The following is a 16,883-nucleotide window of genomic DNA, read 5'->3' on the forward strand; positions in this document are numbered from 1 at the left end:
GGAGGTTTTTGCGTCTGTCCCGCCTGTTATTACAACTCGTTCATTACCTTGTATTTTCGGACTTTCTGATGCACCCGATGACCGCCTGCAGCCCGCAGGCGAACGGGGGATTTCATGAAGATCGTGTACTGGGGCGCGGCGATTGCTGCGGCCGCCATGGTGGGTGCGTGCGGCGGTGACGATGGCAATGGCAACGGAGGCCCTCCGCCCCTGGCGACGTTGAACGTCACGATGTCAGCCCCGACGCTGAACGTCAGCTCCGCCGAAGGCCAGACCGGCCATTTCGAGATCGGCGCCAGCTACACCGGATCGTCTTCGGGCAATGTCGTGGCCGACGTGAAGTTCTCCGACCGGCGCTTCGTCCTCGATGGTACGCCGGTTGCGGCAGGGCAGGGCTACACCGTGAAGTTCGCCACCGTCGATCTTCCGGCGGGCGGCAAGACCTCTACCGAGGTGACCTTCCGCCTCTGCACCGATGCGGCATGCGGCACCGTCTATCCGGGTTCTACCCAGACCTTCACCGTCAACCTCGACGTGCCGCTGCAGGCGTGGGGCACCTTCCAGCGCAACGGTGCCCATACCGGCTACGTGCCGGTGAATTACAAGGTCGCGGACTTCGTGAAGGCCTGGGAATACGCTGGGCAGTCGATCCAGGCCCCGGCCGCGACGGCCGACATGGTGGCTATCACGACCGTCGAGCCGTCGACCGGCGGGACCTGGCAGTATCGGGGCACGGTGCGCGGCCTCAATGCTGCGGACGGCGTCGAGAAGTGGAACTACGATCTGGGCTCGCAGGTCTATGCCTCCGGCTATCTCAGCGGTCCCGCGATCTCCGACGGACTGGTGCACGTGACCTCGATGGAGAGTTCGAGCGGCACGAACCCGCAATGGGTGTTCGACCTCGCTACCGGCGCGTTCAAGCAGCAGATGCACTTCGCGTCGCAATGGTCGACATTCAACCAGCCGGTCGCTTCGGCGGGCTCCGTCTACATGTCGGCGGGGTACTACGGCAACGTGGTCTACGGCTTCGATGCCTTGTCCGGCGCCAAGCGCTGGGAGACGTTCGGGAGCTACGGCGTCTGGGCGGGAGAAAGCCCGGCGGTCGATGACAACTATGTCTATTACTATTCGGGCCGGGCGCTGGACGTCATCGACCGGGGCACCGGCGTACTCGTGCGCAGCGTCGCCGATTCCGGATACCAGCAGCAGAGCTACGACTGGTTCAGCGCGCCGGTCCTGGGATCGGGCGGCAAGGTCTTTCTCTATTCGGCCAATCGGACGTTCTACACCGCAAGCCAGCTGATCGCGCTGGACCTGAATACCGAGACGACATCGTGGCGCTCGATCGTGCGGTACACGACGGCCTTCGCCTATGCCGGCGATACGATCTACGCCGTGCGGGACGATGCCCACGTGCTGAGCGCGATCAATGCGGCAACGGGCGAGGTCAAGTGGTCGACCTCGATTCCCACCTCGGACACGTTCGCGGGCAATGTCGTGGCCACCGCAAGCCATGTCTTCGTCTCGACCGAGAATGAGACCTGGGCGATCGACCTCAAGGATGCCGGGCACAAGATCGTCTGGACGGCGCCGACCGGCGGCCGTCTGGCGATCACGCCAGGCAATCTGCTGCTGACGGCGCAGCGTGCCAAGCTGACCGCCTACAAGCTGTTCTGAGCGGGCATGGGCCGGTGAGCGTTTCCTGCCCGCCGGCCCTTACTTCTGCCTCAGCGCCGCGACGCAGGCGGCCCGGTCCACGTTCTGCCCGTCCGAGGAACGCCGCGTTTCCACGTACGTGGCGTGCGGCTCCTTCGAGCTGGTGCTGGGATAGAGGAACACGTCGAGCACGCAGGCGGTGCCGGTGAACTGCAGCTTGCGCGCGTCACCTTCCCACACGTCGAGGCGGGGCTCCCCGAACATGCGGGTGAGCTGGCCCTGGTTGGCGCCGATCACGCCTTCGAGGCCCGGCGCCATCTGCACGGCGGCGTCGCGCGGTGCGGCGCGGGTCGGCTGGCGGGTGACGGGGACGCCCTTGATCCGTTTGCCGGGTGGCGGCGCGGGCGTGCTCGCCACGTTGCCGCCGGTCGATGAACAGGCCGACAGGGCAAGCGCCAGCGCAGCCGCACCAAGCGGAAGAAGGAAGCGGGGCTGCAGGGGAACTCTCCCGGAAGACGTCGTGCTCATGATTGCAGGCGGCATCGCCCGAGGGCGCGGCCGAGTCAACGGGCCATCGCCCGAAGCCCATGCGCCTGCGGGGAACGGCGGCTTTCCTACAAGTGCAGGGCCGGGGTATTCCGGCGCCATGCTTCGGATTGCCCGCTTCCCGGACCTGTCAGCTTGCAAGCGGCGCAAGGTTACACCTTCGGCCCGCAAGGTGACACATCGCCCGCACAAGGTGACACCTTTGCGGAGCAAGGTGACACATCGGAGCCCGCAAGGTGACACTTTCGAGCCCGAAACCGCCCGGAAACGCCGCAAGGTGACACCTTTTTCCTCTGGACCGTGTCAACCGTGTAAACCTGCGTCACCTTGCAGCGCATCCGGCCGCGCGCTAGTCGCTCGGGCAATCGAAATTCCCGGACCTGTTTCCGGCCTCCACTGAAGGACTTACCCACCCCATGACGCAACCCCGTCTGGACGTCATCGCCATCGGCAACGCCATCATCGACGTCATCGGCAACTGCTCGGACGCGCAGATCGAGGAACTCGGCCTGGTGCGCGGCGGCATGCAGCTGATCGACGGCGATCAGGCCCGCACCCTCTACGACGCGATGGGCCCGGCCCGCGAAGTCTCGGGCGGGTCGGCCGCCAACACGCTGGCGGGCCTCGCCGCGCTGGGCGCCAAGTGCGGCTTCATCGGTCAGGTCGCCGACGACCAGCTGGGCGAGGTCTTCACCCACGACATCCGCGCCGGTGGCATCGAGTTCGAGGTTCCCGCCCGCGCCGGTGAGACGCCGACCGCGCGTTGCCTGATCTTCGTCACCGCCGATGGCCAGCGCACGATGAACACCTTCCTCGGCGCCTCGCACCTGCTGTCCGCCGACATGGTGGCCGATGAAACGATCGCCGAGGCGGCCGTGCTCTACCTCGAAGGCTACCTGTGGGATCCGGTGGAGCCGCGCGCGGCGATGCGCAAGGCGATCGCGGCGGCCCGCGCCGCCGGCCGCAAGATCGCCTTCACGCCGTCGGAATCGTTCATCATCGACATGCACCGCGGCGATTTCCTGTCGCTGATCGACGATGGCCTGATCGACCTCCTCTTCTGCAACGAGACCGAACTGGCGACACTGACCGGCCTGTCTTCGTTCGAGGACGGCATCGCGATGCTGGCGGCCAAGGTCTCGGTGCTGGTCGTGACCAAGGGCGCCGAGGGCGCCGTGGCGCTCTCGGGCGGCGAGCGGGCACAAGTCGCCGCGCAGCCGATCGAGCGCGTGGTCGACACCACCGGCGCCGGCGATCTGTTCGCGGCGGGCTTCCTCTACGGCCACGTGTGCGGCAAGGGGCTTGAGGAAAGCCTCAAGATGGGCGCAATCTGCGCGAGCGAGATCATCTCGCACTACGGCGCGCGTCCTGAGTGTGACCTCGCGGACTTCGTCGCTGCACGTATGTAAGGAGAGACCCGGTTTGAGCTGTCCCGCGCTGATCGACTTCGAAGCGAGCTGCCTGCCCGAATATGGGCAGTCCTATCCCATCGAAGTCGCGGTGGCGCGGATCGACGGTTCGAACCGGGCCTGGCTCATCCGACCCGCCGAGGCCTGGCGCTACTGGGACTGGTCGGACGAGGCCGAGGCGCTGCACGGCATCAGCCGGCAGATGCTCGACGACGAGGGCCTGCCACCCGCGCAGGTTCTGGCGGAAATGGCCGAGTTCGTGGCCGGGTGCCCGGTCTATGCCGATGCCGATCTCGACGAATTCTGGCTCGAAGTGCTGTGTCAGGCGGTGGGCGCGAAGTTGCCGTTTCCGGTGCACTACCTCGGCGAATTCCTCAAGGACGGCGGCTATTCGCGTCCGCAGGTGGTCGCCGCGCTGGAAGAGGCGAAGCGCCTGCTCCCCAAGGAACATCTGGCGCGCGAGGACGCCAAGCGGCTGGCGATGGTGGTCAAGCTGCTGGTGGACGGTGAGGTGGAACCGTCGTCCCGGACTTGATCCGGGACAGGTGGCTGTCTTTAGGCTAGCGCCATCGCCAGGGCGCCCCGTCGATGGCAAGGCTGTTCACGGCCAGCGGTCCCGGATCAAGTCCGGGACGACGTTTTATTGCCCGCCCCGCTGCGCGCTCTGCAATTGCGCGGCGCACTGCGCCTTCCTCTGATCCCGCGCCGCTGACAGCGACTGCGCCGCCTGCGAAGGCAGCGCGCAGTCCTGCGCCGGGCGGATCGGATGCTTGGCAAGGCAGCCGCTGCGGGTGCTGAACAGGTTGTCGGCGCAGTCGTCGAAGGCGGCCTGGTCGGCGTCGTGCATCGCCTGGCAGGCCTGCGTCCAGCGCTGGCGATAAGCGCTTTCGGCCAGATCCGTGCATTGGCTGTAGGCCGCCTGGGCCTCTTGTTCCCGCCGCGCGCGTTCGGCCAGTGCGCGCGATTGCTCGGCGGCCTTCGACTGCTTCTCCGCCATCGCCAGCGTCTGCTGGTGGATGTCCTGCGCGGGCAGGTAGATGCCGTAGTAGTAGCCCACGCCCGCCCCGCCCATCAGGGCGCCGAGCGCGAGGCACAGCTTCAGGATCGGGTCGGCGTGCTTAAGCATGGCTCTTTTCGCGCGCCACTTCGCGCCAGCCGATGTCGCGGCGGGTGAAGCCGGTGGGGAAGTCGATGACATCGACGGCAGCATACGCCTTGGCCTGCGCCTCGGTCACGCTGCCCGCACGGGCGGTGACTGCCAGCACGCGCCCGCCGCTGGCGACCAGTTCGCCGTCCTTCAGCGCGGTGCCCGCGTGGAAGACTTTGGCGCCCTCCGCCTCGGCTTCGGCCACGTTGCGGATCGCGCCGCCCTTGGCCGGGGTGCCGGGATAGCCGTCGGCGGCCATCACCACCGTCAGCGCGACGTCGTCCGAGAAGCGCGGCGGCTCGATCGCGGCAAGGCGGTTCTCGGCGCAGGCGTGGAGCAGTTCGACGAGGTCCGATTCGAGCCGCATCATGATGACCTGGCATTCCGGGTCGCCGAAGCGGCAGTTGTACTCGATCAGCTGCGGGCCCTTGGCGGTCAGCATCAGGCCGAGGAACAGCACGCCGGAATAGGGCATGCCCTCGTTGGCGAGGGTGCGCACGGTCGGCGCGATGATCTTCGTCATCGCCTCGGCCTGCAGTTCGGGGGTGAGCACCTTGGCCGGGCTGTAGGCGCCCATGCCGCCGGTGTTGGGGCCGGTATCGCCGTCGCCGACGCGCTTGTGGTCCTGCGCCGAGGCGAAGGGGACGATGGTGGAGCCGTCGGTCAGCGCGAAGAAGCTGGCCTCCTCGCCTTCGAGGAATTCCTCGATCACCGCTTCCGCGCCCGCTTCACCGAAGCGCCCGGCGAAGATGTCGCGCACGGCGGCTTCTGCCTCGTCCATGGTCATCGCCACGGTGACGCCCTTGCCCGCTGCAAGGCCATCGGCCTTGATGACGACCGGGGCGCCGAACTTCGCCAGTGCGGCCATGGCGCTGGCTTCGGAAGAAACGCGCTCGTAGCCGCCGGTCGGGATGTTCGCGCGGGCGCACAAGTCCTTGGTGAAGCCCTTGGAGCCTTCGAGCTGCGCCGCTGCCTTGCCGGGGCCGAACACCGCGAAGCCCTCACCCCGCAGCGAGTCGGCAAGGCCGTCCACCAGCGGCGCCTCGGGGCCAATGACGACGAGGCCGATCACGTTCGCCTCGCAGAAGGCCAGCACGGCGGCGTGGTCGGTCGCGTCGAGGTCGATGCACGTCGCGAGGCTAGAAATGCCGGGGTTGCCGGGGGCGGCCCACAGGGTATCGCAGCGCGGGGATTGCGCCAGCTTCCAGGCCAGCGCATGTTCGCGGCCGCCCGAGCCCAGTAGCAGGATGTTCATTTCCCGTGCCTTCCGATCAATTCTACGACGATGATTACAATGACGGTCGTTCGGGGGGGCTGGTAGCGAAGGAGTCGGCCGGGGACAACGCCGCGCCGCTCTCGATCAGCGAGATTTCGAATCTCCTCAAGCGCACGGTGGAGGACCGCTTCGGCTTCGTGCGCCTGCGCGGCGAACTGTCGGGCGTGAAGCGCGCGGCCTCCGGGCACTTCTACTGCGCGCTCAAGGACGACAAGGCGGTGATCGACGGGGTGATGTGGAAAGGCGGCGCCCAGCGCCTTGCCTTCCGCCCCGAGGACGGCGTCGAGGTCATCGCCACCGGCAAGCTGACGACCTATCCGGGTCGCTCGAAGTACCAGATCGTGATAGAGACGATGGAGATCGCGGGCGAAGGCGCGCTGCTGGCGCTGCTCGAAAAACTGCGCGCCCGCCTCGCCGCCGAGGGCCTGTTCGCGCCCGAGCGCAAGCGCGGGCTGCCCTACCTGCCGCAAGTGATCGGCGTGGTGACCTCGCCCACCGGCGCGGTGATCCGCGACATCCTCCACCGCCTTGCCGACCGCTTCCCCAGCCGGGTGCTGGTCTGGCCGGTGCTGGTGCAGGGCGAGGGCGCGGCGGCGCAAGTGGCGAACGCGGTGCGCGGCTTCTCGGCCATCCAGCCCGGCGGTCCGGTTCCCCGCCCCGACCTCGTGATCGTCGCGCGCGGCGGTGGTTCGATCGAGGACTTGTGGAGCTTCAACGAGGAGATCGTCGTGCGCGCCGTCGCCGATTCGACGATCCCCGTGATCTCGGCGGTCGGGCACGAGACCGACACCACCTTGTGCGACCATGCTGCCGACCGCCGCGCACCGACGCCCACCGCTGCAGCGGAAATGGCAGTGCCGGTGCGTGCCGAACTGGTGAACCAGATCGACGAGATGGGCTTGCGGATGCGCCGCTGCGCGCTGCGTCCGGTTACGCTGGGGCGCGAACGGTTGGACGCGCGCGTCCAGCGCCTGCCCAAGCCCGAGGCGATCCTCGCCGCCAAGGCGCAGAAACTGGACGAACTCTCCGAGCGTCTGCGCCGGGGCCTGCAGGACCGCGCCACCGCCAAGGGGCGTTCGCTACAGCAGGTCGCGGGCCGTCTCTCGCTGCCGCTGCTGCGCCACCGCGTGCAGGTCTGCGACGAGCGGCTGGCGCGCATCGGCCTGACCCCGCGCCTGCTCGAACGGCGCTGGATGCTGGCGCGCGATGCGCTGGCGCCGGTCAACCGGGTGCTGCCACAGCTTGACCCGCGCCTGCCGCTGCAGCGCGGTTACGCGCTGGTGAAGTCCTCTTCGGGCGCCGCGCTGACCACACGCGAAGCGGCGCTGCGCGAGGGCAGTCTGGTGATAGAATTCCGTGACGGCGAACTGCCGGTCACCACGGGAGAGGGCACCGAGGCCGCCACGCCGCGGCCAGCACCGGCCAAGCCCGCGCGACAGTCTTCAAGCCCTCCACGACAGGGCGATTTGTTCTGAGGCGGCGGCTCTGCTAGGATCATGGCCATGTTGATGTCCTCCGCAGACCGCCCCGCCAAGCTCGCTTACGGCCCGAACGGCTTTCGCGTGCTCAGCCCGGGCCACTACGTCACGTGCGCCGTAACCGGCGAGCAGATTTCGCTCGAAACCCTCCGTTACTGGAGCGTCGAGCGCCAGGAAGCCTACGCGACCGCCGAGATCGCGACGAAACGTCTCCTCGGACAGGTCTGAGCCCGCCACCATGACGCGCCGCGTGAAGGGGCTCGTATCGCTGGCGGTGATCGCGGCCGCTGCGGCCGTGTCGCTGCCGCTTGTGGCCCTGCGCGCCGCGCAACGCGTCGCCCCGGTGGCCCCGGCCGCACCGCCGCGACCCGTGACGCTCCCTTTCGTTGGCGAGTTAACGCAAGGCGGCTGGCTGCGCGGGACTTTGCCCGGTGGAGTGCGCTCGCTCTCGCTGGATGGCAATCCAGTGAAGGTGGCGCCTGATGGCGGATGGTTCGTCGCCTTCGACCGCGATGCCGGGGCGCAGGCGGTGCTGCGCATATCCTATTCCAACGGCACGCTCGGTGAGCAGCGTCTCTCCGTCGCGCCGCGCGCGTGGCAGATCGAGAACGTCAATATCCCCCGCAAGCCCGGCGGCCCGTCCGAGGCGTTCATGGCGCTGCGTCGCCCCGAACTTGCGCGCATCGAGGCGGCGCGTGCCCTCGTCAATGACGCGCAGGGCTGGCGGCAGCGCTTCGTCTGGCCGATCAAGGCGCGCATTTCCGGCCGTTTCGGCTCGCAGCGCATCTATCGAGGTGAGCCGGGAGCGTACCATTCCGGGCTGGACCTCGCACCCGGCGGCAGCGGCGCTACCTTCGTCGCTCCGGCCGATGGCGTGGTCATCCTCGCGGCGGACAAGCCCTTCACGCTGGAAGGCAACCTGCTGATGCTGGACCACGGCATGGGCCTCAACAGCGCATTCCTGCATTGCTCGCAAATCCTTGTGAAAGAAGGCGAGCACGTGCGGCAGGGCCAGGTCATCGGCCGGATCGGCATGACCGGACGGGCCACCGGGCCGCACCTGCACTGGTCGATCAAGTGGAATGACGCGCGGCTCGATCCGCTGCTTTTCCTTCCCGCCAACTGACTTTGCGCCAAGCGGGGTTGCCAATCGGGCAAGGCTCCCTATTCAGCGCTTGTGCGCCGCAGCATTGCTCTTCTCCTCGTCGTTTCACCGCTGCTCTGGATCACGTGGGGGCGGTCGCCTCGCCACGAGTCGCCCAAGGATCTGCCGGTCATCGATGCCGTCGTGCCGGAAGACCTGCCCGATCGACGAAAGCTGGCCGAGTATCTTGGACCGTTCAAGTTGGAGGGGGCGTGGCAGATCAAGTCGAGGCACACGATGGTGTTCGGCTATTCTGCGCTGGTCCCGGAGCCCGACGGCAGACTGACGGCGTTCAATGATTCGGGCGATATCCTGCGCTTTGCGCCTCCCGGCGTTCCCGGCCTGCCACCACGGCCCAATTGGATCCGTTTTGAACGCAAGGCGGCGACCAAGGCCGCTCGCGACGTCGAGTCGGCGACGCGCGATCCCGCTTCGGGCGGTTACTGGCTGGGTCTTGAGGGCCGGAACTCGATTGTGAAGGTAGACGGCAAGTTCAGGGCGACCGGGGAAGTCACGCCCCCGGCCATGAGCGGCTGGGGCGTCAATACCGGCCCCGAAGCGCTGGCGCGCCTGAAGGACGGCCGCTTCGTGACGATACGCGAGGTTACACCTTCCTGGCGCGAATCGCGTCTTCACGACGCGCTGATATTCTCGGGCGACCCCATCAGCCATCCGCACCCCCAGCGGTTCCGCTTCGACGGCCCGGACAATTTTTCGGTCGTGGACATGGCGGTATTGCCTGACGGGCGCGCGTTGATCCTGATGCGGCGTCTGCTTTGGCCGATGCCCATGCGATTTGTCGGGCGGATCGTCATTGCCGATACCGCGCGGATCAGGCCGGGCAACGTCTGGCACTCGGCGCCATTGGCCTCGCTCGCCTCTGTCCTGCCGGTCGATAATTTCGAGGCGATTGCGGCGGTGCCGCGGGCGGATGGACGAATCACCGTATGGCTGATGTCGGACGACAACGCGATGCGGGTGCTCCAGCGTACCCTGCTGTGGAAGCTCTCGGTCGATCCGAAGCAGTTGCCCTGGCCTAAATAGGGGGCGAGTTCATACGCGAAAAAGCGCGCGAAGCAGAGCTTCGCACGCTTTTTTCAAAACCCGTATTCCCGATGCGCTCCCCCGTCAGGAGGAGCAGGCAATCAGGCGGCCTGGGTCTTCTTGAGGTCGCGCTTCACCTTGGCGGCGCGCGGCGACAGCTTGGCGTCCGAGGTCTTCAGCAGCCAGTTGTCGAGGCCGCCGTTGTGCTCGACCGAACGCAGGCCGTGCGTCGAGACGCGGAACTTGAAGCTGCGGTCCAGACCTTCCGACATCAGGGTGACGTTCTGGAGGTTGGGCAGGAAGACGCGCTTGGTCTTGTTGTTCGCGTGGCTGACGTTGCAGCCAACCTGGCGGCCCTTGCCAGTCAGTTCGCAGATGCGGGACATAGTCTTTCTCGCTCGAAAATTGCTTGCCGTTAAGTACGGGAAGGCGCGCCCTTACCGATTCCCCCACCCAAGGTCAAGTTGCACACAGGTTTTTGAAGGGCTAGCGCGGACGAATGACTCGCTGGCCTCTTCCCGAACCCATGGCGCTTGCCCTGCAGGAGGCGCAGGCCGCCGCCGATTCCGGCGAAGTGCCCATCGGCGCGGTGATCGTCAAGGATGGCCGTGTAATCGCCACCGGCCGCAACGCCCCGCGCGAACGCCACGACCCTACCAGCCACGCCGAGATCGAGGCGATTCGCGCGGCTGCCCGGCTTCTCGGTAACGAACGGCTGGAGGGTTGCGAGCTGTGGGTGACGCTGGAGCCTTGCGCGATGTGCGCAGGCGCCATTGCCCATGCGCGAATCGGGCGGGTCTATTACGCGGCCTCCGATCCCAAGGGCGGCGCGGTGGAGCATGGCGCGCGGGTCTTCGAACATCCGCAGTGCCTGCACCGGCCCGAGGTCTATGCGGGGATCGGCGAGGCGCAGGCGGCGCAAATGCTGCGCGGGTTCTTCCAGGCCAAACGATAACGTCGTCCGGGACGACGATTATAACCCGCGCCAGATCTTCAGCGGTGTCGAATCGCTCGGGCCAAACTGGCGCGCCTCGCACCGCGCAGGGCGGAAGTCCTTGCCGTAGCAAAGCTGAACCTCGCGCAGCCATCCGGTGCGACTGATCTGGATGCCCACGGCCTCGCGCGGCCAGCCCCGATTCGCCGCGACGAATTCCTCGCGCAGATCGCCCACCGTGAGGTCGCGCTTGCGGGAAAGGCGATCGGCGTCGGGCCAGTGGATCGAGCGCCACAGGATCGCACTGACGCGGAAATACTTCTGCGGGCTGGCGACCATGCAACTGCCGTGCTTGGCCCACTCATGCGCGAGCAGGCCGGGCGAGGGCGTCATGCACAGGTTCTCGCGCAGGACCTGCGGCGAGGGCACGGTCTGCGCGCCGCACCACTGCGGCGAGGGGCCACGCGCCGCTTCGGGCCACAGGCCATGCAGGATGAAGCCGAAGCGGCCACTGGCGCGGTTGCACTGCATCGAGCGGGTATCGCCGCTGGTCTTGCAGTAGTCGGGGGACCAACTGGCGGACAGCGTGTAGCCCGCGATCGCCGTGCGCCGTACCGGGCCGTCGGGTGTCAGCGGCCTTACCGGCGCGATCTGGCGCGGTACGGAGCATTGGTAGGCCTGTGCCAGCGCCGGAGCCGGAAGCACGGCCAAAGCCGCTGTGATAGTGGCGGCCAGCCTCACAGCGGCGTGAAGTCCAGCCCGATATCGGCGGCCGGGGCGCTCTGCGTCAGGCGCCCCACCGAGACGTACGTGACGCCGCTGGCGGCGATGGCGCCGATGGTCCCCAGGTTGACGCCGCCCGAAGCCTCGGTCGGCACCCGGCCCGCTACCACCGCGACGGCCTCGCGCAGCACGTCCGGTTTCATGTTGTCGAGCAGCAGGTGATGGGCGCCCGCCGCGATGGCCGGTTCGATCTGGTCGAGGTGATCGACCTCGCAGATGATCTGCGCCACGCCCGCCGCCTTCGCCCGGGCCACCGCCGGGCCGACACCGCCGGCGACAAGGACGTGATTGTCCTTGATCATCGCCGCGTCCCACAGGCCCATGCGGTGGTTCTGCGCGCCGCCCATGCGGGTTGCGTACTTCTCCAAATGGCGCAGGCCGGGGATCGTCTTGCGGGTGTCGAGCAGGGTCGCGTGCCCGGCCATGGCGTCCACGTACTCGCGGGTCATCGTGGCGATGCCCGACAGGTGCTGCACGGTGTTGAGGGCGCTGCGCTCCCCCGTCAGCATGGCGCGGGCATTGCCGGTCAGGCGCATCAGCTGCGTTCCGGGAGCGACCTGCGCGCCTTCCTCGATGAGTATCTCGATCTCCATCGCCGGGTCGAGCTGGCGGAAGAACGCCGCCGCGATCGGCAGGCCCGCGACGGTGATCGGATCGCGCGAATCCATAACGCCGGAGAACCTCGCGTCGGCGTCGATCACGCTTTCCGAAGTGACGTCACGGCCGCCGCCGGGAAGACCTTCGCCAAGGTCTTCGGCCAAAGTGGCGGTGACGAATGCGGTGAGGTCGAAAGCCGGAAGCGAGAACTGGGTCATGGCCGGGTTATTTGCGCTTTATCTGCGGGTTGTCGAGTGAAGAAAGGGGAAGTCCTGGGGCCATTGCCCCAGACCCCGGAACTGTCGTCGTCGCGCGTGCAGCGGCGTCTGGGGTGATGGATGGGAGATCACATAGCCTGCGGCGCCTCCAACTCATTTCGTCATTGCGAGCGTAGCGAAGCAATCCAGAGCAGTTGAAGGCCGCCCTGGATTGCTTCGCTACGCTCGCAATGACGAAGGTTGAGGTCAGCACCCCAAGAAGCGGCGCGCACGACGACGACGGTACTGGGGTGCAGGGGGGCATGCTCCCCTGCTTCTACGCTTCCCAATTCTTAGTGAACGAACCGCGCGATTACGTCCCGATATGAACGCGAAACCTTCACCTGCGCGCCCGAATCGAGCACGAGGAAGCATTCGCCGTTCGTATGCGGCTTCACCTGACGCACCTGATTGAGATTCACGATCGTCGAGCGATGCACGCGCTGGAACACGCGCGGGTCGAGGCGGCGTTCGAGGTCCTTCATCGTCTCGCGCAGGATCAGCGAGTTGTCGGCGGTGCGGATGCACATGTAGTCGCCGGCAGCCTCGATGTGCTCGATCGAGTCGACGTCGATCCGGAAAATCTGGCCGCGGTCCTTGATATTGATGAGCTTTTCGTAGCGGTCCGAGTTCGGGTCCGTCTCCTCGGGCATGTGATCCACCGCGTCGGGGGCGACTTCGGCGAGGACCGTCTTGAGCTTCTCCGCTTCTTCGGAACTGCGCTTCTCGGACAGGCGCTGGCGCACGCGGGCGAGGGTGTCGTCCAGCTTGCTCTCGTCCACCGGCTTCATCAGGTAGTTCACCGCGTTCGCCTCGAAGGCGCGGACGGCGTGTTCCTGGTAGGCGGTGACGAAGACGAACAGCGGCGGTTCGATCTCCATCACGCCCTTGACGACGGAAAAGCCGTCGAAGCCGGGCATCTGGATGTCGAGGAAGACGAGGTCGGGCTTTTCCGTCTTGATCTTGCGGATCGCCTCGCGCCCGTTCGCGCAAGTGTCGATGATCTCGACGTCGGGGTACTTTTCGAGCCGCAGTTGCAGGCCCTGAATTGCGAGTTTCTCATCGTCGACGAGAATCGTGCGAATGGTCATAGGTATGTGTCTCCGGTGCGGCTAACGCGCACGGGGCAGGATTGTTTCATCGCGCCATCTGAACGGGCTGACGCGCGGGTTCGGACATGTCCTCGGTGGTTTCGCGGCGCTCGAAAGGGAGTTCTATCACGACTGCGAAGCCGCCTTCCAGCGGTTCGATCGTTTCAAAACGGTGGTTCTCGCCATAGGCCTGCGACAGGCGGTCGCGGATGTTGGACAATCCCACGCCGGTGGAAACCGGCTCCCCTCCATCGTAGGTCATGCCCGATAGCCTGTTGTCGGTCGTGGGACTTTGCAAGCCCGGCCCGGTGTCCGAGACGGTGATGCGAAGCATCGGCCCGATGAGTTGCGTGGCGACGGTGATCTCGGCCCCGGCTTCCTGCTGGCTGACGGCGTACTTGATGGCGTTCTCGACCAACGGCTGGAGCAGCAGCGAGGGCAGCAACCCGGCTTCGGTGGCGGGATCGATGGTGAAGGTGGTGCGCAGCCGTTCCTCGAAGCGCATGCGCTCGATGTCGAGGTAGAGCTGAAGGGTCTCGACCTCCTGCTCCACGGTGACGCGTGCGGAGGGCTTGTTGATGAGCGTATAGCGCAAAAACGAGGACAGGCGGCTGAGCATCGCGTTGGCGGGCTCTGTCTGCTTCAGCAGCACCAGCGTCGAGATCGAGTTCAGCGTGTTGAACAGGAAGTGCGGGTTGAGCTGGTAGCGCAGCATCGCCAGCTGGGCACTGGTGGCCTGGGTCTCCAGCCGGATCAGCTGGTCGTTCTGCTCCTCCACCTGCAGGTAGAAGTTCACCATGTAGTAGAGGGCGGTCCACGCACCCAGCAGCGTCGCGTCGAAGTAGAAGACGCCGAGGAACAGCTGCGCGAAGCTGTCCCCCTCGCCGCGCCAGAGCGAGATGACCCAGGCGTCTATGAACGCGTGCAGCGCCACCGCGACCGGCAGCATCAGCGCGGTCAGGCCCCAGGTGACGATCGGCCGGCGCTTGATCAGCGCGCGATAGATCACTGAGAGCACCAGCGAGACGGAGAAGCCCGTGATCGTGGCGATGACGACCAGGACAAGCGAGGCCGAGGACTGGTTGTTCGCCAGCGTCGACATCGTGCGCAGCACCATGGCGCCGCCCCAGCCGATGAACTGCAGGCGCCAGAACGCGCGGTCCTTGTCGGCGAAGAAGGGAATGGGCTGGATAGGCAGGACGCTCATGCGGGCAAACCTAGACGATCTTGTAAAGGTTTCAAATCATGCGCCACGTGCGGCCTTCACGGCTTCCGACAACTGGTCGAAGCCGACCGCGCCGGGAATGAGCTTGTCGCCCGCGATCCAGCTGGGGGTGCCGGAGAAGCCGAGGCGCTGGGCCATTTCCATGCTGCGGCCAAGCTCGGCCTCCACCGTCGGGCTGGCGGCGATGCGGCGGGCGCGGTCCATGTCGAGGCCGATGGCCTTGGCGACTGCCTCGATGGTGGGCGCATCGACCTGTCCGGCCTTGTACATGGCATCGTGGAACTGGGCGTACTTGCCCTGTTCGGCGGCGGCGAGGGCCATCTTGGCGGCATCCGGGCTGTGCGGGCTGATGATCGGCAGTTCGCGCACGACGATGCGCAGGTCCGGGTTCTTCGCGATCAGCTGGGCGACGTCGGGCAGGCTCTGGCGGCAGTAACCGCAGGCATAGTCGGAGAACTCGACCAGCGTGACCTTGCCGTTCGGATTGCCGAGCACGGCGCCGGGGAAGGGCGTCTCGACCGCCTGACGGACTCCGCCGAGCGCCTTGGCGGCTTCGCGGCGGCGCAGTTCGTCCATCGCCTGCGGCAGTATCTCAGGGTTTTCGAGGATGTAGTCGTGGACCACGTGCTGCACGGCGATGCGGCCGCCGTACCAGCCTGCGCCGCCGACGACGGCCAGTCCCACGATCCCCATTGCGAACTTGCCGGCTGTACTCATGACGTTGATAAATACCTGTCTTGATTGGCGTTTTGCGGACGCTTTAGCGCCGCTTCTTGTCGCGTTCCAGTTCGGCACGCGCCTGCATCTCGATGTCCTGCGCGCGGATCCAGTCCGGTGAGCCTTGCGCCAGCCCCGTCTCTGCCGCCTGGGCGCTGCGCAGGGCTTCCTCCATGCGGCCGGAGAGCACCTGCTGCTCGGCGCTGGCGAGGTAGGCGCGGGGCATGTCGCCGTTGGCGGCGTAGATCATGCCCAGCTGATACCAGGTGAAAGGGTTCTCCCGGTCGCGCGCGGCGGCAGTCTTGAGGACTTCCTGCGCTTCCTTGTAGTTTGCCGGGTCCTCGGTCGCCATCAGCGCGTGGCCGAAGAGGGTGGCGATCAGCGGCGTGTTGCCGGAAATCGCGTTGGCCTTGCGCAGCATAGGCAGCGCTTCGGCAGGCTTGCCCGCCTCGAGCAGGATCTGGCCGTCGAGCTCCAGGAAATAGGGATCGTTCGGATCGGTGGCGATCAGCGCCTCGGTTTCGGCGCGGGCCTCGGCGAACTTCGATTCGCGATGGAAGGCATAGGCGCGGGCGTAACGGGCGGGGACCGAGTTGTCGGTCATCGGGTACTTGCGCAGGACCTGATAAGGCTCGGCAAGGAAGCCGAAGAGCTTGGCCTTGGCGCGCAGGAAGCGTTTCTGGATCGCCGCGTCGTCCGGCTTTTCCCAGGCGGCGTCCTTCTCGTAGGTGTCCTTGAGCGTGGCGATGCGGTCGCCGGTCAGGGGGTGGCTGGAGTAGAACTCGTCCCCGTCCTTGGGGCGGTAGCCGTAGCGGAACTCCATGTTCTGGAGCTTCTCGAAGAAGGCGATGGAGCCGCGCCCGCTGATCCCGGCCTTCGACAGATACTGCGCGCCCGCCGCGTCGGCCGAGGCTTCCTGCGAGCGGTTATAGGCGAGATACTTGCCCATCGCCGCCTGCTGCCCGGCCATGATGACGCCCATCGCCGCCTCGCCGCCGCCCGCCGCCGCGGCCGCCGCGCCGAGCAGGAGCGAGAGCAGCGAGATATTGGTCGCGCCCTTGCCGCCCATGTTGAGCACCGCATGGCCGCCGGTCACGTGGCCGAGTTCGTGCGCGACGACGCCCTGCACTTCGGCGGCGGTGTCCGCCTCGTCGATGAGCCCGGAATTGACGTAGACCGCCTGCCCGCCCGCGACGAAGGCGTTGACCGAGGAATCGTTGACGAGGACGATGTCGACGTCGCCCGGCCTCAGGCCCGAGGCCTTGACCAGCGGCGCGGCCATGTCGCGCAGCAGCGCTTCGGTTTCGGCATCGCGCAGGATCGACTGGGCCGAAGCGGGAGCGGCGCAGGCCCCGAGCAGCGCGGGAATCGCGAACAGCAGGGCAGGTAGTCGCAGCTTGGGCATCGGCTCTCTTGGGGACCCCGGGGGCTTAACCGGCGATGAAGCCGCATGCATGCACGGTTGGGGTGGAGGTGTCGAGGCCCACGCCTCTTTCGTCATTGCGAGCATAGCGAAGCAATCCAGGGCAACACTACGCCGCCCTGGATTGCTTCGCTATGCTCGCAATGACGAAGGGAG

At 66.7% G+C, this 16,883-nt stretch carries 18 protein-coding genes; 8 read left to right on the plus strand and 10 right to left on the minus strand.

Features of this window, described 5'->3' with window-relative positions; genetic code table 11:
* Positions 1–114: 114 nt before the first annotated feature.
* Entirely contained in the window at positions 115–1,677 is a 1,563-nt protein-coding gene (locus tag BES08_RS13930; RefSeq protein WP_069708646.1) for an outer membrane protein assembly factor BamB family protein, read from the plus strand.
* Positions 1,678–1,716: 39 nt separating this feature from the next.
* Here BES08_RS13930 and BES08_RS13935 read toward each other — a convergent pair whose 3' ends face one another.
* Positions 1,717–2,184 carry a hypothetical protein gene (locus BES08_RS13935; RefSeq protein WP_069709267.1) on the minus strand — a complete coding sequence of 156 codons (468 nt, stop codon included), beginning with the start codon at positions 2,182–2,184 and terminating at the stop codon, positions 1,717–1,719.
* Between the two features lie 434 nt (positions 2,185–2,618).
* Between BES08_RS13935 and BES08_RS13940 the strand changes: the two genes are divergently transcribed.
* A complete protein-coding gene (locus tag BES08_RS13940; RefSeq protein ID WP_069708647.1) occupies positions 2,619–3,611 on the plus strand; it encodes an adenosine kinase in 993 nt (330 codons plus the stop codon).
* Positions 3,612–3,624: 13 nt separating this feature from the next.
* Positions 3,625–4,146 carry a 3'-5' exonuclease gene (locus BES08_RS13945; RefSeq protein ID WP_036525588.1) on the plus strand — a complete coding sequence of 174 codons (522 nt, stop codon included), beginning with the start codon at positions 3,625–3,627 and terminating at the stop codon, positions 4,144–4,146.
* A 105-nt stretch (positions 4,147–4,251) separates the two neighbouring features.
* On the opposite strand, the gene BES08_RS13950 is transcribed toward BES08_RS13945, so the two are convergent.
* Positions 4,252–4,737, minus strand: coding sequence for a hypothetical protein (locus BES08_RS13950; protein WP_069708648.1), 486 nt, complete (start codon positions 4,735–4,737; stop codon positions 4,252–4,254).
* Complete coding sequence (purD, locus tag BES08_RS13955; RefSeq protein WP_069708649.1) at positions 4,730–6,013, minus strand: phosphoribosylamine--glycine ligase; 1,284 nt, start codon at positions 6,011–6,013, stop codon at positions 4,730–4,732. Before purD ends, BES08_RS13950 begins: the two co-directional genes overlap by 8 nt.
* A gap of 5 nt (positions 6,014–6,018) precedes the next feature.
* Between purD and xseA the strand changes: the two genes are divergently transcribed.
* Genes xseA through BES08_RS13975 form a run of 4 tightly spaced genes read left to right on the plus strand, consistent with a single transcriptional unit; the run spans position 6,019 to position 9,700 of the window.
* Entirely contained in the window at positions 6,019–7,509 is a 1,491-nt protein-coding gene (xseA, locus tag BES08_RS13960; protein ID WP_069708650.1) for an exodeoxyribonuclease VII large subunit, read from the plus strand.
* A 27-nt stretch (positions 7,510–7,536) separates the two neighbouring features.
* A complete protein-coding gene (locus BES08_RS13965; protein ID WP_008830887.1) occupies positions 7,537–7,740 on the plus strand; it encodes a DUF2093 domain-containing protein in 204 nt (67 codons plus the stop codon).
* Between the two features lie 10 nt (positions 7,741–7,750).
* Entirely contained in the window at positions 7,751–8,638 is an 888-nt protein-coding gene (locus BES08_RS13970) for a M23 family metallopeptidase (RefSeq protein WP_083274683.1), read from the plus strand.
* 51 nt (positions 8,639–8,689) lie between these two features.
* The gene (locus BES08_RS13975) at positions 8,690–9,700 is read left to right on the plus strand and encodes an esterase-like activity of phytase family protein (protein ID WP_069708651.1); all 1,011 of its coding nucleotides are present in this window, start codon (positions 8,690–8,692) and stop codon (positions 9,698–9,700) included.
* Positions 9,701–9,801: 101 nt separating this feature from the next.
* Here the strand turns inward: BES08_RS13975 and rpmB are convergent, their stop codons facing one another.
* Positions 9,802–10,086, minus strand: a complete 285-nt coding sequence (rpmB, locus tag BES08_RS13980; protein ID WP_008831830.1) for a 50S ribosomal protein L28 — start codon at positions 10,084–10,086, stop codon at positions 9,802–9,804.
* 113 nt (positions 10,087–10,199) lie between these two features.
* Here rpmB and BES08_RS13985 point away from each other — a divergent pair, with 113 nt between their 5' ends.
* Positions 10,200–10,655, plus strand: coding sequence for a nucleoside deaminase (locus BES08_RS13985; protein ID WP_008831831.1), 456 nt, complete (start codon positions 10,200–10,202; stop codon positions 10,653–10,655).
* 18 nt (positions 10,656–10,673) lie between these two features.
* Here BES08_RS13985 and BES08_RS13990 read toward each other — a convergent pair whose 3' ends face one another.
* The 6 genes from BES08_RS13990 to BES08_RS14015 all read right to left on the minus strand — a co-directional run bounded on the left by BES08_RS13990 (position 10,674) and on the right by BES08_RS14015 (position 16,709).
* Positions 10,674–11,339: a ribonuclease T2 family protein gene (locus BES08_RS13990; protein WP_008831832.1), complete on the minus strand. Its 666-nt coding sequence runs from the start codon at positions 11,337–11,339 to the stop codon at positions 10,674–10,676.
* A 32-nt stretch (positions 11,340–11,371) separates the two neighbouring features.
* Positions 11,372–12,232, minus strand: coding sequence for a carboxylating nicotinate-nucleotide diphosphorylase (gene nadC, locus BES08_RS13995; protein ID WP_069708653.1), 861 nt, complete (start codon positions 12,230–12,232; stop codon positions 11,372–11,374).
* A gap of 332 nt (positions 12,233–12,564) precedes the next feature.
* Positions 12,565–13,362 (minus strand): LytR/AlgR family response regulator transcription factor, encoded by a 798-nt coding sequence (locus tag BES08_RS14000; RefSeq protein ID WP_008831834.1) that lies wholly within the window; start codon positions 13,360–13,362, stop codon positions 12,565–12,567.
* Between the two features lie 46 nt (positions 13,363–13,408).
* Positions 13,409–14,569: a sensor histidine kinase gene (locus BES08_RS14005; RefSeq protein ID WP_036525575.1), complete on the minus strand. Its 1,161-nt coding sequence runs from the start codon at positions 14,567–14,569 to the stop codon at positions 13,409–13,411.
* A 36-nt stretch (positions 14,570–14,605) separates the two neighbouring features.
* Entirely contained in the window at positions 14,606–15,304 is a 699-nt protein-coding gene (locus BES08_RS14010; protein WP_069708654.1) for a DsbA family protein, read from the minus strand.
* A gap of 43 nt (positions 15,305–15,347) precedes the next feature.
* Positions 15,348–16,709: a M48 family metalloprotease gene (locus BES08_RS14015; RefSeq protein ID WP_069708655.1), complete on the minus strand. Its 1,362-nt coding sequence runs from the start codon at positions 16,707–16,709 to the stop codon at positions 15,348–15,350.
* Between the last annotated feature and the right edge of the window lie 174 nt (positions 16,710–16,883).

The sequence above is a fragment of the Novosphingobium resinovorum genome (assembly GCF_001742225.1).
GTDB lineage: Bacteria > Pseudomonadota > Alphaproteobacteria > Sphingomonadales > Sphingomonadaceae > Novosphingobium > Novosphingobium resinovorum_A.